Source organism: Herbiconiux sp. SALV-R1 (assembly GCF_013113715.1).
Classification (GTDB): Bacteria; Actinomycetota; Actinomycetes; order Actinomycetales; family Microbacteriaceae; genus Herbiconiux.
Genome location: NZ_CP053344.1, coordinates 3236672 through 3258101 on the forward strand (window position 1 = coordinate 3236672; position 21430 = coordinate 3258101).

General features: G+C 69.9%; 21 protein-coding genes. 10 read left to right on the forward strand and 11 right to left on the reverse strand.

Annotated elements, in window-relative coordinates:
* Positions 1-15: 15 nt before the first annotated feature.
* Both HL652_RS15470 and HL652_RS15475 read left to right on the forward strand, forming a co-directional pair.
* Positions 16-2049: an APC family permease gene (locus HL652_RS15470; RefSeq protein ID WP_253743337.1), complete on the forward strand. Its 2034-nt coding sequence runs from the start codon at positions 16-18 to the stop codon at positions 2047-2049.
* Between the two features lie 150 nt (positions 2050-2199).
* Positions 2200-2400 carry a DUF3073 domain-containing protein gene (locus HL652_RS15475; protein WP_171706135.1) on the forward strand — a complete coding sequence of 67 codons (201 nt, stop codon included), beginning with the start codon at positions 2200-2202 and terminating at the stop codon, positions 2398-2400.
* 88 nt (positions 2401-2488) lie between these two features.
* Here HL652_RS15475 and HL652_RS15480 read toward each other — a convergent pair whose 3' ends face one another.
* The gene (locus HL652_RS15480) at positions 2489-2881 is read right to left on the reverse strand and encodes an MFS transporter (RefSeq protein ID WP_171706136.1); all 393 of its coding nucleotides are present in this window, start codon (positions 2879-2881) and stop codon (positions 2489-2491) included.
* 250 nt (positions 2882-3131) lie between these two features.
* Between HL652_RS15480 and HL652_RS15485 the strand changes: the two genes are divergently transcribed.
* Positions 3132-3632 (forward strand): FBP domain-containing protein, encoded by a 501-nt coding sequence (locus tag HL652_RS15485; protein ID WP_171706137.1) that lies wholly within the window; start codon positions 3132-3134, stop codon positions 3630-3632.
* 36 nt (positions 3633-3668) lie between these two features.
* Here HL652_RS15485 and HL652_RS15490 read toward each other — a convergent pair whose 3' ends face one another.
* Positions 3669-4640, reverse strand: coding sequence for an IS481 family transposase (locus HL652_RS15490; RefSeq protein WP_171706138.1), 972 nt, complete (start codon positions 4638-4640; stop codon positions 3669-3671).
* 131 nt (positions 4641-4771) lie between these two features.
* Here HL652_RS15490 and HL652_RS15495 point away from each other — a divergent pair, with 131 nt between their 5' ends.
* Positions 4772-5821: a cupin domain-containing protein gene (locus tag HL652_RS15495; RefSeq protein WP_171706139.1), complete on the forward strand. Its 1050-nt coding sequence runs from the start codon at positions 4772-4774 to the stop codon at positions 5819-5821.
* Here the strand turns inward: HL652_RS15495 and HL652_RS15500 are convergent, their stop codons facing one another.
* The gene (locus HL652_RS15500; RefSeq protein ID WP_171706140.1) at positions 5822-6190 is read right to left on the reverse strand and encodes a sterol carrier family protein; all 369 of its coding nucleotides are present in this window, start codon (positions 6188-6190) and stop codon (positions 5822-5824) included.
* Between the two features lie 107 nt (positions 6191-6297).
* Between HL652_RS15500 and purD the strand changes: the two genes are divergently transcribed.
* Genes purD through HL652_RS15515 form a run of 3 tightly spaced genes read left to right on the forward strand, consistent with a single transcriptional unit; the run spans position 6298 to position 9238 of the window.
* The gene (gene purD, locus HL652_RS15505) at positions 6298-7575 is read left to right on the forward strand and encodes a phosphoribosylamine--glycine ligase (protein ID WP_171706141.1); all 1278 of its coding nucleotides are present in this window, start codon (positions 6298-6300) and stop codon (positions 7573-7575) included.
* Positions 7572-8480, forward strand: a complete 909-nt coding sequence (locus tag HL652_RS15510) for a phosphoribosylaminoimidazolesuccinocarboxamide synthase (protein WP_171706142.1) — start codon at positions 7572-7574, stop codon at positions 8478-8480. Before purD ends, HL652_RS15510 begins: the two co-directional genes overlap by 4 nt.
* Positions 8481-8527: 47 nt before the next feature.
* On the forward strand, positions 8528-9238 hold the full coding sequence (locus HL652_RS15515) for an alpha/beta fold hydrolase (RefSeq protein ID WP_171706143.1): 711 nt from the start codon (positions 8528-8530) through the stop codon (positions 9236-9238).
* Positions 9239-10127: 889 nt separating this feature from the next.
* On the opposite strand, the gene HL652_RS15520 is transcribed toward HL652_RS15515, so the two are convergent.
* From HL652_RS15520 to HL652_RS15530, 3 genes are read right to left on the reverse strand one after another with little or no spacing between them, the layout of a single operon-like run.
* Positions 10128-10571 carry a VOC family protein gene (locus HL652_RS15520; protein ID WP_171706144.1) on the reverse strand — a complete coding sequence of 148 codons (444 nt, stop codon included), beginning with the start codon at positions 10569-10571 and terminating at the stop codon, positions 10128-10130.
* A 23-nt stretch (positions 10572-10594) separates the two neighbouring features.
* On the reverse strand, positions 10595-11059 hold the full coding sequence (locus HL652_RS15525; protein WP_171706145.1) for a helix-turn-helix domain-containing protein: 465 nt from the start codon (positions 11057-11059) through the stop codon (positions 10595-10597).
* 53 nt (positions 11060-11112) lie between these two features.
* Positions 11113-12012, reverse strand: a complete 900-nt coding sequence (locus HL652_RS15530) for a polysaccharide deacetylase family protein (protein ID WP_253743338.1) — start codon at positions 12010-12012, stop codon at positions 11113-11115.
* Positions 12013-12144: 132 nt separating this feature from the next.
* Between HL652_RS15530 and HL652_RS15535 the strand changes: the two genes are divergently transcribed.
* Positions 12145-12444, forward strand: a complete 300-nt coding sequence (locus tag HL652_RS15535) for a hypothetical protein (protein ID WP_171706147.1) — start codon at positions 12145-12147, stop codon at positions 12442-12444.
* A gap of 14 nt (positions 12445-12458) precedes the next feature.
* Complete coding sequence (locus HL652_RS15540; protein ID WP_171706148.1) at positions 12459-13058, forward strand: cyclodeaminase/cyclohydrolase family protein; 600 nt, start codon at positions 12459-12461, stop codon at positions 13056-13058.
* Between the two features lie 99 nt (positions 13059-13157).
* Here HL652_RS15540 and xylA read toward each other — a convergent pair whose 3' ends face one another.
* A complete protein-coding gene (gene xylA, locus HL652_RS15545) occupies positions 13158-14348 on the reverse strand; it encodes a xylose isomerase (protein ID WP_171706149.1) in 1191 nt (396 codons plus the stop codon).
* Between the two features lie 111 nt (positions 14349-14459).
* Here xylA and HL652_RS15550 point away from each other — a divergent pair, with 111 nt between their 5' ends.
* Positions 14460-15734, forward strand: coding sequence for an ROK family transcriptional regulator (locus HL652_RS15550; RefSeq protein ID WP_253743898.1), 1275 nt, complete (start codon positions 14460-14462; stop codon positions 15732-15734).
* Here HL652_RS15550 and HL652_RS15555 read toward each other — a convergent pair.
* Genes HL652_RS15555 through HL652_RS15570 form a run of 4 tightly spaced genes read right to left on the reverse strand, consistent with a single transcriptional unit; the run spans position 15688 to position 21417 of the window.
* On the reverse strand, positions 15688-17142 hold the full coding sequence (locus tag HL652_RS15555) for a GH1 family beta-glucosidase (RefSeq protein WP_171706150.1): 1455 nt from the start codon (positions 17140-17142) through the stop codon (positions 15688-15690). The genes HL652_RS15550 and HL652_RS15555 overlap by 47 nt on opposite strands.
* Entirely contained in the window at positions 17139-19469 is a 2331-nt protein-coding gene (gene yicI, locus HL652_RS15560) for an alpha-xylosidase (protein ID WP_171706151.1), read from the reverse strand. The genes HL652_RS15555 and yicI overlap by 4 nt, the downstream gene beginning before the upstream one ends.
* A gap of 53 nt (positions 19470-19522) precedes the next feature.
* On the reverse strand, positions 19523-20428 hold the full coding sequence (locus HL652_RS15565; protein WP_371743516.1) for a carbohydrate ABC transporter permease: 906 nt from the start codon (positions 20426-20428) through the stop codon (positions 19523-19525).
* A complete protein-coding gene (locus HL652_RS15570; protein WP_171706152.1) occupies positions 20425-21417 on the reverse strand; it encodes a carbohydrate ABC transporter permease in 993 nt (330 codons plus the stop codon). The genes HL652_RS15565 and HL652_RS15570 overlap by 4 nt, the downstream gene beginning before the upstream one ends.
* Positions 21418-21430: the final 13 nt, after the last annotated feature.

Sequence of the window (21430 nt, forward strand, 5' to 3'; positions counted from 1 at the left end):
GTAGTGTTCTCGCTCGTGGTCAACGAAACCCGCTCGCCGAAGCGCTGGCTCATCGGCGAACCGCTCCCGAGCGACAAGCTCGAGGGGCAGCTCCTCCCGAAGCGCCTCGCCCTCCCGATCTTCGCGAGCGACCCCCTCTCCTCGGTCGCCTACGCGCCGCAAGAACTGCTGATGATCCTGCTCATCGGCGGTCTCTCCTTCCTCACCTTCGCGCCCTGGGTCGCAGCGGCGGTCGTGCTGCTGCTCATCGTGGTGGTGGCCTCCTACCGTCAGCTCGTCAAGGCCTACCCGAGCGGTGGCGGCGACTACGAGGTGGCGCACAAGAACCTGGGCGAGAAAGCGGGCCTGGTCGTCGCATCCGCTCTGCTCGTCGACTACGTGCTCACGGTCGCCGTGTCGGTGGCCTCGGGCGTCGACAACATCATCTCGGCCATCCCCGAGCTCAACCCCTTCCGCGTCGAGATCGCCATCGGCTTCGTGGTGCTGCTCATGGCGGTGAACCTCCGCGGGGTGCGCGAGTCGAGCAAGGCCTTCGCCATCCCGACCTACCTCTTCGTCGCGAGCGTCGCGGCGATGATCGTGATCGGTCTCGCCCGCACCGCCCTCGGCGACGCCCCGGTCGCCGAGTCGGCGAGCTTCGAGGTGCGGGCCGACGAGCTCACGCAGGCGGCGATGGTGCTGCTGCTGCTCCGCGCCTTCTCGAGCGGGTGCTCCGCCCTCACCGGCGTCGAGGCCATCTCGAACGGCGTGCCCGCCTTCCGCACCCCGAAGATCAAGAACGCCCAGCGCACTCTCGTGCTCATGGGATCGATCGCCATCTGCCTGTTCGCCGGCCTCACCGCCGTCGCCCTCATCTCGAACGTGCACTACGCCGAGAACGCGTGCCACCTCATCGGCTTCGCGAACTGCGAGACCACCCCGCAGCGCAGCCTCATGGCGCAGGTGGCCGCGGCGACCTTCGGCAACAACACCATCATGTTCTTCGTCATCCAGGCCGCCACCGCCGCGGTGCTGCTGCTGGCGGCGAACACGGCCTTCAACGGTTTCCCGCTGCTCGGCTCGGTGCTCGCCAAAGACGCCTACGCCCCGAAGGCCATGCTTACCCGCGGCGACCGCCTCGTGTTCTCGAACGGCATGATCGTGCTGGCGCTCGCCGCCACCGCCATCCTGCTGGTCTACCAGGCGAACCTCACCCAGCTCATCCAGCTCTACATCATCGGCGTCTTCGTCTCGTTCACCCTCGGGCAGACCGGCATGGTGAAGCACTGGCTCACCATGCTGAAGAACGGATGCGCCGACCGCGGAGCCGTCTACCGCTCGCTGGCCATCAATGCGGTAGGCGCGGTGTTCACCGCCGTCGTGCTCATCGTGGTGACCATCACCAAGTTCACCCACGGGGCGTGGCTGGTGTTCGCTATCATGCCGGTGCTGTTCATCCTGATGATGGGCGTGAACCGGTACTACCGCGACGTGAACAAGGAGGTGGAGGTCGACCCGCACACCACCTTCGGCTCCACCGGAGACCACGCCATCGTGCTCGTCGGCCGCATGCAGAAGCCGGTGCTGAAGGCGCTCGACTACGCCATCGCCGCCCGCCACGACTCCATCGAGGCCGTGCACCTCTCGATCGACGAGGAGCAGACCCAGAAGCTCGAGGCCGACTGGCAGGCCATGAACATCGAGGTTCCGCTCAACATCATCGAGTCGCCCTACCGCGACGTGGCCGTGCCGTTGGCGAAGTACATCATGAAGCACCAGGCCGAGCACGGCTCGGAGGTGGTCACGGTCTACACCCCCATCTACATCGTGGGCCACTGGTGGGAGACGATCCTGCACAATCACAAGGCCAGGCGCATCCGTAAGAAGCTCATGCTGGTGCACGGCGTGACAATCGCGCTCGTGCCATGGCTGCTCGACTCGTCTGAGCTGCTGTACGGCAAACGCTCCCGCCCGCTGCCCGGTCAGGAGCGCCGCGGTGAGCCCGTGCGGCCCGTTCCCCGGCGCCCGCACGCGACCCCGACGGCCGGCCACCGACGGCATCGCGGCTGAGCGTTCAGCCCCGCTTCACCCGCCTTCGCGAGCCACGGGCGACTCGCAGGGGGGCGACGATCCCTGCATGCTAAACTGACCCAAGTTTTCGTAGTTGTTCGTCTCATCCGGGTGGCATGGCCCCCGGCCCGAATCGTGAGGGGGTCTCGCATGGGGCGTGGCCGTCAGAAAGCCAAGCACACGAAGGTTGCGCGCGAGCTGAAGTACTTCAGCCCCGACACGAACTATTCGGCGCTCGAGCGCGAGCTCACCGGCAGCCAGTCGAGCGAACCCGACTACTCGAAGTGGATCGACGACGACGACGAGAACGACGACGCCTACGAGCCGAGCGACGAGCAGAAGCGCGCCTGAGCATCCGTCGTCGCGGAAGCGGCGGCACGCGGCGTGCAGCGCGGCGGCTCGGCCGCCTGCCGACGAGCAGCGAAGGGTCTGACCGAGGTCAGGCCCTTTCGTCGTTCTGGGGAGCGGAGCCCGTTGCCGCAGCAGGCTCGTCGCGCTCGACGATGTGCTCCATCGCGACGGTGCGCGCCCGCCGGCGGCTCACCCGGTCGAGGATGATCGCCACGAGCGCTCCGAGCGCCACGCAGATGGCCACCACGAAGATGCCGGTGAACCCGAGCACCTGCAACTGGCTGAACTCCTCGTCCTCCTGCTGGGGGAACGAGTAGGTGGCTACGACGGTGATGATCACTCCGACGAGCAGCCCGACCGCCATGAAGCGGTAGTACCGCGGGGCGCGCCGCACGGTCACCTCGTCGACCGACTCGCTGACCACCCGCTCGGCGGGGAGGGCTGCGCTGTCGTCTCGGGCGGGGCCGTGCTCTTCACTCACCTCTCCATTCTCGCGCACCCGGCTGGGGGAAGGATGCGCGTTCGGTTCGGCCGCAGATCGACACGTCGTGAAGGTGAGGGGCGTACACTGTCGCCCGTGCATCCGTCAGCTGTGCCCTCGGGGCGTGGGGAGGTCGCCGGCGGTTCCTACGCCGGCGGCAGATAGTCGCGCGCGCTCGCGCACCTCTTCTCTTTCCCCTTTTTCCGCCCGCGTACTGCGGGCGGGCCAGACTGACAGATTCGGATTCACCATGCTCTCCTTCAGCGATGCCGCCATCCGCGCATCCTTCATCAACGCCTCGCAGCGTGAGCGCCGCGACCTCTCGCTTCCCGTCGGCTTCGACGACCTCGACTGGAGCTCGCTCGACTACCTCGGCTGGCGCGACCGCAAGTTCCCGCAGCTCGGCTACGTCGTCGCCGAGGTCGACGGCGAGCCGGTCTCGGTGCTGCTCAGGCAGGCCGAGGGCCGCATCCGCTCGCGCCCGCAGTGCGCCTGGTGCGAAGACGTGCACCTGCCCAACGACGTCGTGCTGTTCAGCGCGAAGCGCGCGGGCAAGGCGGGCCGCAACGGCGACACGGTGGCCGCGCTCGTCTGCGCCGAGTTCCAGTGCTCGGCGAACGTGCGCAAGCGTCCGCCCGTGGCCTACGCGGGCTTCGACGTGGAGGCCGCGCGCCAGCAGCGCATCGACGCCCTGCGCGCGAACGTCGACGCCTTCGTGCGGCGGCTCGCCGCGGGCGGCGAAGGGGCGTAGCGCCCGCGGGGTCGGCGCCCGGGGCCGCCGCGCGCCCTAGCTGTACTGACCTCGATCGTTGTTGATGCGGTCGATGGGTGTTGTGCCTCCGATGCCGAGGTGGGCTCGTTCTAGGTTGTAGTAGTCGAGCCAGGCCGGCAAGGCTGCTGCTCGTTCGGCATTGGACGTGAAGGGTCGAGCGTAGGCCCATTCGGTGGCGAGGGTGCGGTTGAGGCGTTCGACTTTCCCGTTGGTCCAGGGGCAGTGGGGGCGGATGAACTTCTGAGTGATCCCGTGCTCGAGGGCTGTGTTCCGGAAAGCGCTCGAGTGACGGTAGGCGAACGCGTTGTCGGTGATGATGCGCTCGATCCTCACACCGACGGAGGCATAGAACGCGGTCGTGCGTTCGAGGAAACCGGCGGCGGTGTCGCCCTTCTCGTCGGCGGGGATCTCCGCGTAGGCGACCCGGGAGTGGTCATCGATCGCGGTGTGGACGTAGTCGTAACCGATCCCACGACCGCGGACCATCTCACTTCGTCCGTGAGCGCGCCACCCGCCGCCGTCGGGGATGCGGCCGAGTTTTTTCACGTCGATGTGGACCAACGAACCCGGGTAAGGATGCTCGTAGCGGTTCGCCGTGCGCCGCGTGGCCCGGATCACTGTCCCCGTGACCGGGTCTGTGTCACGCAGCAGCGGCGTGTGATGACGGGTGAGGATCCGACCGACCGTCGACGCCGGCATCCCCAACCTCGCGCCGATGAACACCGGCCCGCGACGCGTCAAAGCGCGCAGGATCCGCACCCGCGTCTCCGCGCATGCACCTGTCCGCCGCGGATGAGACCGGGCAACACTGGACCGGTCCTGCAACCCGAGAATCCCGCACTCTCGAAACCGGCGCCACCACCGCCACGCCGTGGTCCGCGACACCCCCATCTCGGACGCAACATGAGCAACAGCACGACCCGACTGGATCCGCTGAATCAAGATCAACCGGCCGGCGGGAGTCAACCGGGCATTAGCGTGGGACACGAGAGACCTCCGTGTGATCGAGCTGCAGAACTAGACAGCTCCAACTCGACACCGGAGGTCTCTCCTACGTCAACAACGATCCCGGTCAGTACACCTGGCGCGTCGCGCGGCGGCTCTGGCACCCTGACTGCATGACGAACGACACCCCCTCGCGCCACGTGCGCTCGCTGCTCGACGCCCCCGCCCAGCACCGCAGTGAGCTCGGCAGCATCACCCGGCTCACCGCCGACGACTTCCCCCTGCTGCGGGGCCTGTCGATCAAGCGGCTGGTGCTCGCGCCGGGCAGCATCCGTGAACCGCACTGGCACGCGAACGCCGACGAGATCGGGTACTGCCTCGCGGGAGACGTCCTCGTCTCCATCCTCGACAACGCCGACGTGTTCTCGTCGTTCACCATCTCGGCCGGGCAGATGTTCACCATCGGCTCGGGCTCGCTGCACCACATAGAGAACATCGGCGACGGGGAGGCCGAGATCGTCGTGGCGTTCTCGCACGAGAGGCCAGAAGACTTCTCGCTGCACGCCGCCTTCGGCACCATGACGGATGCGGTGCTCGGCAACACCTACGACCTCGAATCGTCGGCGTTCGCCCCGCTCACACGCGACACCGGCTCGGCCGACATCGTGGCGCGCTCGGGGCCCGCGGTCGTTCCCGACACCGCCGGGTTCGGCAACCCGCACAAGTTCGACGTGGAAGGCCAGAACCCGCCGCTCAGCTACCCCTTCGCCCACGTGAAGCTCGCCCGCAGCCAGTTCTGGCCGGCACTCGAGAACCTCTCGATGTACTCCCTCACCATCGAGGAGGAGGGGATGCGCGAACCGCACTGGCACCCCCGCACCGCCGAGATGGGCTACGTGCACAAGGGACGGGCGCGCATGTCGGTGCTCGACCCCGACGGCACGGTCGACACCTACCTGCTCGGGCCGGGAGACGTGTACTTCATCCCGAAGGCCTACCCGCACCGGATCGAGGTGGTGGGCGACGACGAGATCCACTTCCTCATCTTCTTCGACCAGCCCACGCCCGGCGACATCGGCTACCGCGCCTCGGTCTCGGCCTTCTCCCGCCCCGTGCTCGCCGCCACCTTCGGCGTCACCGTCGACGAGCTCCCCGAGTTCCCCTTCACCCCGATCGACCCCCTCCTCGTCGCCCGCCGCAACCCCGTCGACCCGGTGGGGTGACTAGGGAAGCCGGACGATCGGGAGGTGGGCCGAGAGGTCGGCGCGCTGGCCGGAGGCCTGCACCCGAGCGGATGCGCGGCCCTCCGCCCACGAGAGAGTGCCGGTGGCGAGGGCGAGCCAGGTCTGCGCATCCGTCTCCACCACGTTGGGCGGGGTGCCCCGGGTGTGGCCGGGGCCCTCGATGCACTGCACGGCGCCGAAGGGCGGCACGCGCACCTCGACGGAGTTGCCGGGGGCGGCGTCGGCGAGGCACTGCAGGAGGAAGCGCACCGCTGTGGCCCGGAGGTCGCGGCTCGCGCCGTCGAAGTCGTTCGCCGCGCTGGTGACAGCGGCGGTGCCCACTGCTGCGTCGATCCTCGCCTTGCCCATTCCCCCCACGCTACCCGCCACTTCTCCACATCGCTCCTCACCGACGAGCTCTCCACAGATCCAGCCCGGTCGAGGCCGCCGTGCCACCGCTCGGTAGGCTGGGCAGCGTGAAAATCCTGGTTCTCGGTTCCGGCGCTCGTGAGCACGCCATCATCACCGCCCTGCTCAGGGAGGGCGACGCGCACGAGATCGTCGCCGCGCCCGGCAACGCCGGCATCGCGGCCGACGTGCCCGTCGTCGAGCTCGACGCGAACGACCCTCAGGCGGTCACGAACTACGCACTCGCCGAAGACGTGCAGTTCGTGGTGATCGGGCCCGAGGCGCCCCTCGTGGCCGGCGTCGCCGACGCCCTGCGCACGCGGGGCATCCCGGTGTTCGGCCCGGGCAAGGAGGCCGCGGCGCTCGAGGGCAGCAAGGCGTTCGCGAAGCGCATCATGGAGGCGGCGGGCGTTCCCACCGGCCGCGCCACGAACGCCGGCACCCTCGCCGAGGCCGAGGCGGCCCTCGCGGAGTTCGGTGCGCCCTACGTGGTGAAGGCCGACGGTCTCGCCGCCGGCAAGGGCGTGCTGGTGACGAGCGATCTCGCCGAAGCCACCGAGCACGCTCGCCACTGGCTGCAGCACGGCGACGTGCTCATCGAGGAGTTCCTCGACGGCGAGGAGGTCTCCCTGTTCCTGCTCTCCGACGGCCATTCCGTGGCGCCGCTGTCACCCGCGCAAGACTACAAGCGCCTGCTTGATGGCGACGCGGGCCCCAACACCGGCGGCATGGGTGCCTACTCGCCACTGCCCTGGCTCGACGAGAGCTTCGGCAGCGAGAAGGCCTTCGTCGACGAGGTGATCGACACGATCGCGCTGCCCACCGTGCGGCAGCTCGCCGCCGAGAACACGCCGTTCATCGGGCTGCTCTACTGCGGCCTCATCCTCACGTCGAAGGGCATCCGAGTCATCGAGTTCAACGCCCGGTTCGGCGACCCCGAGACGCAGGTGGTGCTGCCGCGCCTCGAGACCCCGCTCAGCGGGCTGCTCTTCGCCGCGGCCACGGGCACGCTGGGTGCGGTGGCGCGACCGGAGTTCTCCGACGACGCCGCGGTCACCGTGGTGCTCGCGAGCGAGAACTACCCGGGGTCGCCGGTGACCGGCCGGGTCGTGTCGGGTCTCGAGTCGGCATCGGGCATCGAGGGCGTGAGCGTGATGCACGCGGCCACCGATCGCGACGGAGACGTCATCAGGGCCACCGGCGGTCGGGTGCTGAACGTCGTGGCGACCGCCCCGACATTCGATCTCGCGCGCGACAGGGTGTACGGGGCGCTCGCCGGCATCCGGCTCGACGGGTCACAGCATCGCAGCGACATCGCGGCCAAGGTCGCCGGAGGTGAGTCATGAGCGGGGCCGACTCCGGGCTCCCCGGTGGCGGGGTGCAGCTCGACGGCTGGCGACATGTCTACAGCGGCAAGGTGCGCGATCTCTACGAGCCCGCCGCAGCGCCGGGAGACGGCCTCACGTCGAAGGGGCTGCTCGTCGTCGCCAGCGATCGGGTGAGCGCGTTCGATCACGTGCTCGAGCCGGGCATCCCGGGCAAGGGCGAGCTGCTCACGCGACTGTCGCGCTGGTGGTTCGACCGTCTCGGGGTGGCGAACCACCTCGTGGCCGACACCTCGGCTTACCCGCCGGTGCCCGACGAGGTCACCGGGCGCGCCATGCTCGTGAAGTCGCTGGAGATGTTCCCCATCGAGTGCGTGGTACGGGGCTACCTCTCGGGCAGCGGCTGGAAGGAGTACCAGGCCACCCAGAGCGTCTGCGGTGTCGAGCTTCCCGCCGGTCTCCGTGACGGCGATCGCCTTCCCGCACCGATCTACACTCCCGCCTACAAGGCGCCCTACGGTGAGCACGACGAGAACATCAGCTTCGAGAAAACCGTCGAGCTCGTGGGCACCGACGACGCTGAGGCGCTGCGCGCGCTCTCGCTCGACATCTACCGCACCGCCTCGCAGATCGCCGAGGCCCGCGGTGTCATCCTCGCCGACACCAAGTTCGAGTTCGGGCGCGACCCCGAGACCGGCGAGATCACTCTCGCCGACGAGGTGCTCACGAGCGACTCGAGCCGCTACTGGGATGCCGCCGCCTACGACTCCGGCGAGCGCACCGCGAGCTTCGACAAGCAGATCGTGCGCAACTGGCTCGCCGCGAACTGGAACCAGCAGGGCATTCCGCCCGAGCTGCCCCCCGCGATCGTCGAGCAGACACGTGCCCGCTATCGCGAACTCCTCGAGCGTCTCACCGGAGAGTGACGCCGGCCCGCTCCCCCGGCGTCGGGGGTGCGGCGTAGGGTCGTGGCATGAACGTCACCGTGGTCTTCGTCGCAGGGTTCTGGTTGCAGGGGTCGTCGTGGGACGAGACGGTCGCACCGCTCCGCGACGCGGGCTACACGGTGCTCACCCCGACGCTGTCGGGGCTGCACTCGGTCGAAGAAGACCGCAGCGACGTGTCGCTCGCCACGCATGTCGCCGAGGTGCGTGAGCTGGTCGAGTCGATCGACCCGGCCGAGCAGGTCGTGCTGGTCGGGCATTCCGGGGGTGGGTCGATCATCCACGCCGTCGTCGACGCCCTGCCGGGGCGCATCGCCCGGGCCATCTACGTCGACAGCTGGCCGACCGCCGACGGCATCGCCATCAACGCCGAACTCCCGGCCGACGGCGACAGTGTTCCCCTGCCCGACTGGGACGCCTTCGGCGAGGTCGACCTTCGCGATCTCGACGACGAGCTCCGCGAGCGATTCCGCCAGATCACCGTACCCCAGCCCGTGCGGGTCGCCCGCGACGAGCAGCGGCTCAGCGACCCCGCTCGCCACGACGTGCCGATCACCCTCATCGCCACCACCTTCACCCGCGACGACCTCGACGGCTACATCGCCTCAGGCCACCCCATGTTCGCCGAGTTCCCACCCGCGACGTCGGTGACCGTCATCGAACTCCCCACCGGCCACTGGCCCCAGTTCACCAAGCCGCACGACCTCTCCGAAGCCCTCCTCTCCGCCCTCCCCCGCTGAGCCGAGCCCCGGGCAACCCGCCCCCACGCCTCTCGTCAGGCCCGTCAACCGGGCAACGGCAGCGCGCACCTGCTCCGAGCAAGTGAGCCGTCGCACTCACGCACACATCACGCTCGCGCGCACGCATGCACGCACGTCACGCAGGCACGCACGCACGTCACGCACCCACGTCGCGCTCGGACGCGCGTTACGCACGCACGTCGCGCTCGGACGCACGAGTGCGGTGAACTCGCACCGCCTCTGCTAAGTGCGGCGCCAGTCTCCAGCAGCCCGCCCCGCCCGCTCGGGCAGCCGCCCAAACGCACCAACGGTATGAGAATCTCGTCACCGAGCCTGAGTTGAGCTCGACGGCGCGATCCTCATACCGTTTGGACGCTGCCTCATACCGTTTGGACGCTGCCGGACCCGTTTGTACGCTGCCGGGCACGACGGCCTACACCGCTAGCCCAGCTGCGCCCCCACCGCCCGTGGCAAGTACGAGCCGCCCGCTCCGGACGGGCTGCGGGCCGCCGCGCTGCCGCCACCCACCGAGTTGCGCGAGAGCGACCTGCACACGCACGAACCGTATGAGAATCGGACGGCACCGGGCGCACCGGGCGCGACGGCCCCCGCTTCGCGGGCCGCGCCAGGGGAACTGGCCGCGAAGGCGCGGCGCGGGGGCCATGCTGCCAAGGTGGTGCGCGACGCAGCGTCCTAGTTCAGCTCGCGGCGCCCGCGATGCCGCTGTGGCGCGATGCAGCGCGCGAGCTCAGCTCGTGGCGCCTGCGGCGCCCGCAATGCGGCGCTGCGCGGCGGCGCGGCGAGGCGGCGCTGCGCGGCGGCGCGGCGAGGCGGCGCGGCGAGGCGCGGCGCCCGCGCCGCGGCGTCCGTGGCGGCGTGGCCCGCGCGCTCAGTCGGCAGCGGCGTCGGCGGGGGCGGCGAGGGCGTGGAGTTGGCCGATGCGGATGGCGTTGCCGAAGGGGTCACGGATGCCGAAGTCGATGCCGTAGGGGCGCTCGGTGGGCTCGTCGGTGATGTCGACGCCCTTGGCCTTGAGGTCGGCATAGGCGGCGTGGGCGTCGTCGGTGGCGATGCACAGCCACCCGCCCATCGCGCCCTTCGACACGAGTTCGCGCACCTGTTCGGCGGTGGCGGGGTCCATGGCGGGAGGGCCGGGCTTCTCCAGCAGGATCTGCGGGTGCGGGTGCCCGGGCACGTTGACCGTGAGCCAGCGCATGAAACCGAGGTCTTGGTCGACGCTCACTTCGAGGCCGAGTGTGCCGACGTAGAAGTCGAGCGCCTCATCCTGGTCGAACACGAAAATCTGGGACTGGGTGATCTTGTCGAGGTTCATGCTGCCCATGCTAGGAGCGTGCCTCAGCGCGGCGCTTCTCCGAAACTGCTCCCCTGCGTGACGTGGCCGAGACTGTCGATCGCGGCGGCCGGGGGCAGACTGCTCGGGCGGGCCCAGGTCTTCACGAAGCAGGTCGGGACGAATCCGATCGGCCCGCGTCGTCGGCACTCCGTCGGCGTCTCCCCCGCGATGTCGCGGAAGGTGCGGCCGAAGGTGCCGAGGCTCGAGAACCCGACCTCGAGGCAGATGTCGAGGATGGGCCGGTCGGTCTCGCGCAGCAGGAACATCGCCCGCTCCACCCGTCGGCGCTGCAGGTACCGGTGCGGGCTCTCCCCGAACGCTGCCTTGAAGGAGCGGATGAAGTGCGCCTCCGACACCAGCGCCACCCGCGCCAGCGTGGCGATGTCGAGCGGCTCCGCATAGGCACGATCAATGGCGTCACGCGCCCTGAGCAGCCTGCGGTTGCTCTCCTCGCGCTCTCGGGTCATGCGTTCATGCTGCCACGCGCCCCGGCCGACCCGCGCATCCGCCGCATCCGCTGCTATCGGGCGATCTCGGGCGGGAAGTTCTCGTACCAGTGGCGGGCGATGTCGGAGCGGCGCGCCCACCACACCGCGTCGTGCCCGCGGGCGTAGTCGAGGAAGCGCGCGACACCGGCCGAGCGCCCCGCGTGGCCGCTCACCCGCGGGTGCAGGATGACCGTCATCATGCCGGGCGACCGCTCGCCCTCGGCGTACAGCACGTCGAAGGTGTCTTTGAGGGTGGTGAACAGGTCGTCGCCCGTCGCCCACCAGCCCTTCGAGAACTTGTCGTCGTTGGCCGCGCCGGTGTTCGGGATGACGAGGTGCTTGCGCCCTCCGACCGGCGACCAGTAGGGCAGCTCGTCGTCGTAGGCGTCGGAGTCGTAGAGGAATCCGTGCTCGACGAGCAGCGCGCGCGTGACCTCGCTCGGTCCGTAGCGGCAGTACCAGCCGTCGGGCTCCGCCCCCCAGATGCTCTTGAAGCTCGCCAGCGCCAGCTTGAGGTGGGCCCGCTCCTCCTCCTCGTCGAGCAGGTAGTGCTTGGTGTAGCGGTAGCCGTGGCCGAGCAGGTCGTAGCCCGCGAAGAGCGCGTGCACGGCGATCTGCGGGTTGTACTCGAGCGCCACCGCGCACGCGGCGATGGTGGCGGGCAACCCACGCTCCTCGAGCAGCCGCTGCAGCCGCCAGAACCCCACGCGGCTGCCGTATGCCATCATCGACTCCGCGGTGAGATCGCGCCCCGGAACGTCGGCGCCCATGCCATCGACGTCGGTGAGCGGCGCCTCGCTGCGGTCGAAACCGTCTTCGACGGAGTCTTCGGCACCCTCCTCCACGGCGAGGGTGATGTTCACGGCGAGGCGCGCACCGCCCGGCCACTGCGGGTCGGGTCGGTTGCGGCCGTAGCCCACGAGGTCGCGCACAGAGTCCTCCGTCGGGTTCGGATGAGAGCGGATGCGGGGGCCGGGTGAGCCTCCGAGCTTCCTGACCATACCGTCTCAGGGCCGCATCGCGGGTGAGGCTGGAGGGAAGGATCGACTCCGGAGGAGGCAGTCATGCAGCAGCTGACCGAGCTGTTCCCGATCATCTTCGTCATCGTGGCCGCGATCATCGCGGTGGTCATCGCCGTCATCGTGGTGCAGGCGGTGGCCAACGCCCGCGCGGTGCGCCGGGCCGGTCACAACCCACTGACGGTGCAGGCCGATCTCGCCACCCGGCTGCTCGACAGCCAGGCGCTGAGCGGCGCCCGCAGCACCGAGGAGCGTCTCGACGCGCTCGACCGAATGCGCGACGAGCGATCGATCAGCGACGACGAGTACCGCGAAGCGCGCGCCCGGGTGCTGAGCAGCCATTGAGCGGGCCGCACGAGGTGAGCGCTCGCGACTCGCGGCTCGCCGACTGGACGGCGGCACTCGCCGAGCCCCACGGCGACCCGGGCGGCGGAGCCGCGTCTGCGGTGATGCTGTCGATGGCCGCAGCGCTGACCTCGATGACCGCCGGCTACGCCGCGGCCGAACGGTTCGGCGACGCCCCCGACGACGCCGAGTGGGAGGAGCGTCGCGGCGTGATCGAGCGCCGGGCCCGGAAGCTGCGAGCCCGGGCTCTCGAGTTGGCCGACGCCGATGCAGCCGTGTCGGGCGCCTTCGCTCCCGCGTACTCGATCGACGATCGGCGGGAACGCGAGGAGGCCGTGGCCCAGGTGAGCGCCGCGGCGACCCGCACCTCGCAGCTCATCGGTGAGGCGGCGCTCGCGCTGCCCGACGATCTCGAGTGGCTCGCCCGCCACGGCAACCCCGCGCTGCTCGCCGACGTCGCCGTGGCCCGCTCCGCCCTGCGGGGTGCGCTGTGCGGGGCGCGCACCAACCTGACCGCGGATGGCGGTGACGAGCTCACGGCGGATGAACGCGCATCCCTCGCCCGTTTCGACGAGGCGATCGCCCGGCTCGACGCCCGCACCCCCACGAGCTGAGGCCGGCGCCGAGCCCGAGCCCGAGCCCGAGCCCGAGCCGAGCCAAGGCCGGGCCTGCGCCCCCCCCCGCGCCAGACCCGCGCGCAGCCCGCGCGCCCCCTACCGCGCCCCGAGCAGGTGCTCGAGCGCCAGCTGCTGCAGGCGCACGAAGCCGAAGCCCTTGCCGTCGAAGTAGGCGTTCGCGTCGAAGTCCTCGTAGGAGGCGGTGTCGGCGAGCAGCTGGTCGTACGACTCGCCCTCGCCGAGCGTGGGCTCCGACAGCTCGGGCACGCGAGCGGCGGCGAGCGCCTCCTGCACCTCGGGGTCGGCGCGGAACGAGGCAGCGCGCTCCTTGAGCAGCAGGTAGGTGCGCATGTTGGCGGCCGCCGACTCCCACACACCATTCTCGTCCTCGGTGCGTGAGGGCTTGTAGTCGAAGTGGCGGGGGCCGTCGTACGACGGGCCGCCGTTCGGGCCGCCGTTCTCGAGCAGGTCGACGAGCGCGAACGCGTTCTGCAGGTCGCCGTGGCCGAAGACCAGGTCTTGGTCGTACTTGATGCCGCGCTGGCCGTTGAGGTCGATGTGGAAGAGCTTGCCCTGGTAGAGCGCCTGGGCGATGCCGGCGGCGAAGTTGAGCCCGGCCATCTGCTCGTGGCCGACCTCGGGGTTCACGCCCACCAGCTCGGGGCGCTCGAGGCTCTCGATGAAGGCGAGGGCGTGGCCCACGGTGGGGAGCAGGATGTCGCCGCGCGGCTCGTTCGGCTTCGGCTCGATGGCGAAGCGGATGTCGTAGCCCTTGTCGGTGACGTAGTCGCCGAGCATGTTCACGGCTTCGCGGTAGCGCTCGAGCGCCGCACGGATGTCTTTGGCCGAGTCGTACTCCGCACCCTCGCGGCCGCCCCACATGACGAAGGTCTTCGCCCCGAGCTCGGCGGCGAGGTCGAGGTTGCGCAGCACCTTGCGGAGCGCGAAACGGCGCACGGTGCGGTCGTTCGAAGTGAAGCCGCCGTCTTTGAAGACGGGAGCCGAGAACAGGTTCGTGGTGACCATCGGCACGACGACGCCGGTGTCGGCGAGTGCGCCCTTCAGGCGGTCGATCTGGGTCTGGCGCTCCGCATCCGTCGAGCCGAAGGCGAACAGGTCGTCGTCGTGGAAGGTGAGGCCGTAGGCGCCGAGCTCGGCGAGCTTCTCGACGGCGTGCACCACGTCGAGCGGGGCGCGGGTGGGGCCGCCGAAGGGGTCGGCGCCGTTGTAGCCGATGGTCCAGAGACCGAAGGAGAACTTGTCGGCGGGGGTGGGCGCGTCGGCCATGATGACTCTCGTTTCAGCGTCGTTGATGATATGTTCTGGCTCACAACATATTCGAGGCACCGCGCAGTGTCAACGGGCCCGCCGCCTGCATATAGGTTCGTCGTGGCGCACATGGGCGACGGAGGGAGCGTGATGGCCGGCAACGAAGACACGCGTCGGCAGAACCTCTCGGCGCTGCTGACGAGCCTGCATCGCGACGGCCCGCGTTCACGTGCCGAATTGACCCGCCTGCTCGGCCTGAACCGCTCCACGGTCTCCGCCCTGGTCGGCGAGCTCACGGCCCTCGGCCTCGCCTACGAGACCGCCCCGGCCGAGAGCGGCGGGGTGGGGCGGCCGAGCCCCATCGTGCATGCCGACGACAGGGTCTCGATCATCGCCGTCAACCCCGACCTCGACGCCGTGACCGTGGCACTGGTGGGCCTCGGCGGCGTCGTGCACGAGCGCGAGCGCGTGGCGACCTCGGGCATCCCCACCGCCCGCGAGGCGGTCGACCTCGCCAGGGCGGCAGCAGAGCGGATGCGCGCCGCAGCCGGCACCCGCTACCGCGTCGTCGCGGTCGGCGCCGCCGTGCCCGGACTCGTGCGCGTCGACGACGGCACCGTCGTGCTGGCCCCGCACCTCGGCTGGCGCGACGAGCCATTCGCCGCGATGCTGACCGAGGCGACAGGCCTCCCCGCGGTGGCCGCGAACGACGCCAACCTGGCCCTGCTCGCCGAGTGCAGCCGCGGTGCCGGCCAGGGCCTGCGCGACGTGGTCTACCTCAACGGCAGCCCCTCCGGCATCGGCGGAGGGGTGCTGGTGGGCGGCGCGCCGCTCGTCGGCACGCAAGGCTTCGGCGCCGAGCTCGGCCACACGCTCGTCGACCGCGACGGTCTGGCCTGCGACTGCGGCCGGGTGGGGTGCCTCGAGACCGAGGTGCACCTGTCACGGCTGCTCGCGGTGCTCGGCCGCGACTCCATCGACTCCGACGAACTCGACCGCCTGCTCACCGGACCGCGCGAACCCGCCGTCGACGCCGAGGTCGACCGGCAGATCGGCGTGCTCGTCGCCGCCCTCGCCGGCTTGGTGAGCGTCTTCAACCCCGAGCGGATCGTGCTCGGCGGCTTTCTCGGGTCGCTGTTCGACGCGCATCCCGACCTCATCCGTGAGGGTGTGCCGGCGGCGGCCTTCCGCCCGCTCGCCGAGGGCCTCACCATCGAGCGGGCGCGCCTGCGCTCGCGCGTGCTGCTCGTGGGCGCGGCGGAGGCCGCCTTCCGCCGCCTCCTCGACGACCCGGCGGGCGCTGGCGCTGGCGCACCGACCCGACTCGGGCCGCGCTTCGCCCGGCCTCAGCCCGACCTCAGCCCGCCAGCTCGCCGGCCCCCGGAATGGCCCGCGTCTCGATGAGCCGCTTCAGCCACAGCGCGCTGTCTTTCGGCGTGCGCTCCTGCGTGTCGTAGTCGACCCGAACGATGCCGAAGCGCTTGGAGTAGCCGTAGCCCCATTCGAAGTTGTCGAGCAGACTCCACACCTGGTACCCGCGCAGGTCGACGCCCGCCTCGCGCGCCCGGTGGGCCGCGGTGAAGTGGCGCTGCAGGTAGTCGACCCGCAGCGGGTCGTGCACGCGTGCGGTGCCGTCGGCATCCGTCGTCACGACGTCGTCGAACGCGGCGCCGTTCTCGGTGATCATGAGCGGCTGGTCGGGGAACTCGTCGCGAAGCGCCAGCAGCAGCTCGTAGAGCCCCGACGGGTCGATGTTCCAGCCCATCGCCGTGTACGGCCCCTCCTGCGGCAGGAACTCGACGTCGTCGGCGCCGGGCCACGGCGACCCGCCCATGTCTTTGTGCCCGTCGGCCATGAGCCGCGGCGACGTGCCGTCCCACCGGCGCACCAGCGTGGTGGCGTAGTAGTTCACCCCGAGCACGTCGAGCGGTTGACGGATGCGCTCAAGGTCGCCCTCGTGAACGAACGACCAGTCGGTGATCTCCGCGGTGTCGGCGAACAGGTCGGCCGGGTACGCGCCGTGCAGCAGCGGGCCGGTGAAGGCCCGGTTGGCGAGCGCGTCGATCTGGCGGAGCGCGTCAGCCCCCGACTCGCCCGAGCCGGCCTCGGCCCGCAGCACGTGCAGATTGAGCGTGATCGAGTACTGCGGGTCGTTCGTGACCACCTCGCGAAGCGCCTCGATGGCGAGCCCGTGGGCGAGGTTGAGGTGGTGCACCGCCTGCAGTGCCCCGAGCGCCGTGGTGCGGCCCGGCGCGTGCGCACCCGAGCCGTAGCCGAGGTAGGCCGAGCACCAGGGCTCGTTGAGCGTCGTCCATACGGCGATGCGGTCGCCGAGCGCCTCGCCCATGATGCGGGCGTAGTCGGCGAAGGCGAGCGCCGTCGAGCGCACCGTCCAGCCGCCCTCGTCTTCGAGCGCCTGCGGGAGGTCCCAGTGGTAGAGCGTGGCGATGGGGGTGATGCCGCGTGCGATCAGCCCGTCGACGAGCCGTGAGTAGAACGCGATGCCCTCGGCGAGCGCCGGCCCCCGGCCGGTGGGCTGGATGCGCGGCCAGGCGATCGAGAACCGGTACGACTCGAGGCCCAGCTGCTGCATGAGGTCGAGGTCGGCCTCCCAGCGGTGGTAGTGGTCGTCGGCGACGTCGCCGGTGTCTCCGTTCCAGACCTTGCCCGGGGTGTGGCTGAACGTGTCCCAGATTGACGGCCCGCGGCCGTCTTCGTCGTAGGCTCCCTCGATCTGGTACGAGGCGGTGGCGGAGCCGATGACGAAGCCGGGCGGGAACGTCAGACCGGTCTCGCGGTAGTCGTCGCTCATGCCTGGGCCTCTTGGGCGGTGCGCACCGTGAACGTCACGTCGGCAGCATCCGTCGTCACCTCGACGGTACCGTCGTCGCGCCGCGTCACGTCGAACGTGACGGTGCGACCGTCGGTGGGCGAGGTGACGGAGATCGTCGACGGCCCGCCCTCGCCCGGGTAGGTGGTGAGGGTGAGCGACTCGAAGTAGTCGTGGTCGGGCCGGTCGACGCGCGAGGTGGTGGGCAGCACCGAGCCGCCGCGCACCCACACCGGCAGGCTGAACACGTCGTGCGTCTCACGGCGCCAGGTGCCGACCGGCTGGGTGACCGTCTCGCCGGTGAGGAGCTGCGTCCACGTACCGGCGGGCAGGTAGTACTCGACGGCGCCCGACGCCGAGAACACCGGGGCCACGAGCAGCGACGAGCCGAGCATGTACTGGCGGTCGAGGTAGCGCACGGCGGGGTCGTCGGGGAACTCGAGCAGCATCGGCCGCATGAACGAGACGCCCGTCTCGGCGGTCTCAAGGCCGAGCGGGTAGAGGTACGGCATGAGCGAGAGCTTGAGGGTCGCGAAGCGGCGGGTGACCTCCACGGCCTCCTCGTCGAAGGCCCACGGCACGCGGTAGCTGGTGGAGCCGTGCAGGCGCGAGTGCGACGACAGCAGGCCGAACGCCACCCAGCGCTTAAACACCTCGGGGTCGGGGGTGCCCTCGAAGCCGCCGATGTCGTGGCTCCAGAAGCCGAAGCCGCTGAGTGCGAGCGAGAGGCCGCCGCGGAGGGTCTCGGCCATCGAGACGAACGACGAGGAGTTGTCGCCGCCCCAGTGGATGGGCATGCGCTGCCCGCCGGTGGTCGCCGAGCGGGCGAACAGCACGGCCTCGCCCTCGCCCCGCTCCTCCGACAGCACCTCGAACACGGCCTCGTTGTAGAGCTGCGTGTAGAGGTTGTGCATGGTCTCGGGCGACGAGCCGTCGTGCCACACCACGTCGAGCGGCACGCGCTCGCCGAAGTCGGTCTTCAGCGCGTCGACGCCCTGGCGGGCCAGGGTGCGCACCTTGTCTTGGAACCAGGCCCGCGCATCCGGATTCGTGAAGTCGACGAGGCCCATGCCGGCCTGCCACATGTCCCACTGCCAGACGGTGCCGTCGGCACGCTTCACCAGGTAGCCGGCCTCGGCGCCCTCGGCGAAGAGGGCGGAGCGCTGCGCGATGTAGGGGTTGAGCCAGGCCGAGACGCGCAGCTCGCGCTCGTGCAGGCGGGCGAGCATGCCCTCGGGGTCGGGGAAGGTGCGGGCGTCCCAGTCGAAGTCGGTCCAGTTAAACTCGCGCATCCAGAAGCAGTCGAAGTGGAACACCGACAGGGGCAGCTCGCGCTCGGCCATGCCCTCGATGAAGCTCGTGACCGTCGCCTCGTCGTAGTCGGTGGTGAAGCTCGTCGAGAGCCACAAGCCGTACGACCAGGCGGGCACGCGGGCGGGCCGGCCGGTGAGCTCGGTGTAGCGGGCGAGCACCTCCTTCGGCGTGGGCCCGTCGATGACGAAGTACTCGAGCGCCTCGCCCGCCGTGGAGAACTGCACGCGCTCCACGGCCTCGGAGCCGACCTCGAACGAGACGTGCTCGGGCTGGTTCACCAGCACGCCGTACCCGTTCGACGAGAGGTAGAACGGGATGCTCTTGTACGACTGCTCGCTCGAGGTGCCGCCATCGGCGTTCCACGAGTCGACGGTCTGCCCGTTCTTGACGAACGGGCCGAAGCGCTCGCCGAGACCGTAGATGGTCTCCCCCACGCCGAGGTCGAGCTGTTCGTGCACGTAGTGGGCGGCGGGGGCGAGGCCCGTGCTGGTGACCCCCGCGATGCCGGTGGGTTCTGCGGTGACCGGGGCATCCGGGGCCAGGGTGATGTAGCCGATCGACTTGTGGCCGCTGGCGGTGAGGGGGCGGAGGGCGCCCTCTGCGCTCGCGCCGGCGGTCGACGCGAACGTCAGTGACCAGGGTGCCCCCTGCGCGACCGTCGCGGTGAGCGAGCCGGTGGTGAACGCCACGCCGCCCTCGACGGATGCGGTGCTCCCGACCCCGGTACCACCCTCCACCGCGCCGACCAGCTCGAAGCCGGGCGAGCGGCGCGCGCCCTGGAAGTGCTCGATGCGCACCCGCACCACGCCCTCGAGGGGCGAGGAGAGGGTGACGGTGAGCAGAGGTCGGTTGAGCACGTCGCCGCGCTTCTCGATCACCTTGGTGGGCGCCGACACGACGAGGCTGTCGCCCCGGTCGTCGATGTCGTAGGCCTCCTGGGCGTAGAGGGCGGTGACTCCTGGGCGCACGTGCCAGAAACCGTCGGTGAACTTCATGGATGTCCTTCGTGGGGGTGGTGCGGAAGCTTGGGGGGGGTGGAGCGGGCGGACTACTTCACGGCGCCGGCGGTGATGCCGCGCGTGAGGGTGCGCTGGAAGATGAGGAAGAAGACGAGGGTCGGGATGAGACCGAGCAGCGCCGAAGCGCTCGTGGTCGTGACATCCATCAACCGGTCGCCCTGCAGCACGCTGATCGCCACCGGCACCGTCTGGTTCGAGTTCGAGACCAGGAAGGTGAGCGGGATGAGGAACTCGTTCCAGGTCCAGATGAAGAAGAAGATGAGGAGCACGGCGAGGGTGGGCCGCGAGATCGGAACGATCACCCGCCAGAGCGTCTTCCAGCGGCCGGCGCCGTCGAGCGCTGCGGCCTCGAGCACCTCCTTGGGGAAGGTGCCGAACACGCTCGACAGCAGATAGGTGCCGAAGGCGCTCTGGATGACGGTGAAGATGATGATGACGCTCCACACGTTGTCGTACAGACCCACCTGCTTGAACATGTAGTACAGCGGGTAGAGCAGCGCCTCCTGCGGCAGCAGGTTCGCCAGAAGGAACAGCACGATGATCGAGGTGCGCGCCCGCACCCGCCCGATACCGATGGCGAAGGCGTTCAGCACCGAGATCAGCACGGCGAGAATGGCGACGGCGCCCGAGATGAAGATGCTGTTCCACAGCTTCTCGGGGAAGTCGACGCGCTCCCAGAACCGCACGATGCCGTCGAAGTAGAGCTGCGTGGGCAGCTGCAGCGGACCCGTCGCCGCGTAGTCCTGCGGCGACTTGAAGGAGTTGATGAGGATGAGGATGAACGGGAAGGCGATGAGCGCAGCCACCACGATGGCGGCGATGAGCAGCACCCAGTCGGTGACCGTGCGGGGGCGCTTGCCGTTCTTGCGGCGCTTCACCGGGGCGGGGCCGTCGGTCGGCGTCGCCGGACGGACGGGAGCAGTCGTGGCGGTCACAGGCCGGCCCTCTCCTTCTCTTCACCGCGCAGCTGGGCACGGATGAACGCGATGGCGACCACCGCGATGATGACGGTGAGCGCGGTGGCGATGGTGGCGCCGTAGCCCACCTGCTGCGCCTGGAAGAACTCGCTGTAGGCGTAGTAGGCGGGAACCAGGGTGGAGGTTCCCGGCCCGCCGCCGGTGAGCACGTAGATGGGGCCGAACACCTTGAGCGCCGCGATGGTGCAGGTGAGCGCCACCACGTAGATCTCGGGGCGGATGATGCTGATGGTGATGGAGCGGAAGCGCTGCAGCCAGTTCGCGCCGTCGAGCTCGGCCGCCTCGTAGAGCTCCGGGTCGACGCGCTGCAGGGCCGCCATGAAGATGACGACCGGGTAGCCGATCTGCACCCACACCATCACCACCATGATGCTGGCGAGCGCGGTGTCGGGGCTGCCCAGCCAGTTGTGGGCGAGCTGACCGAGCCCGATCCCCTCGAGGATCTGGTTGAGCGCGCCGTCTTTGCCGGGCCGGAGGATCCACCCGATGACGATGCCGGCCACCGCCACGGGGAGGATCTGCGGCAGGTAGTAGGTGGCCCGCAGGAAGCTGGCCAGCCTGCCGCCGAACCGGCGCCCGATGAGGTCGAACAGCAGGGCCGCGAGCAGGAGGCCCAGCACGGTGGGCACGATGACCATGGCGATGATCATCGCGATGGAGTTGCGGAACGAGGCCCAGAAGGCCGCGTCGCCGAACAGCTCGATCCAGTTCTCGAGTCCGATGAACTCCGGCGGCTTAATGCCGCGCCACTCCGTGAAGCTGAGGTAGACGTTCCATCCCAGCGGGATGAGCACGATCACCGTCAGCAGCACGAAGCCGGGCAGCAGGTACAGCCAGTAGGCGCCGCGGCCGCGGCCGCCCCGGCTCGGGATGAGAGGTTCATCCGGAGTCGGGGCGACCCGGGCCGCGCGCTTCGCCGGGCGGACGAAGGGCACGGAGGTTGCCATGAGGGGCCTTCCT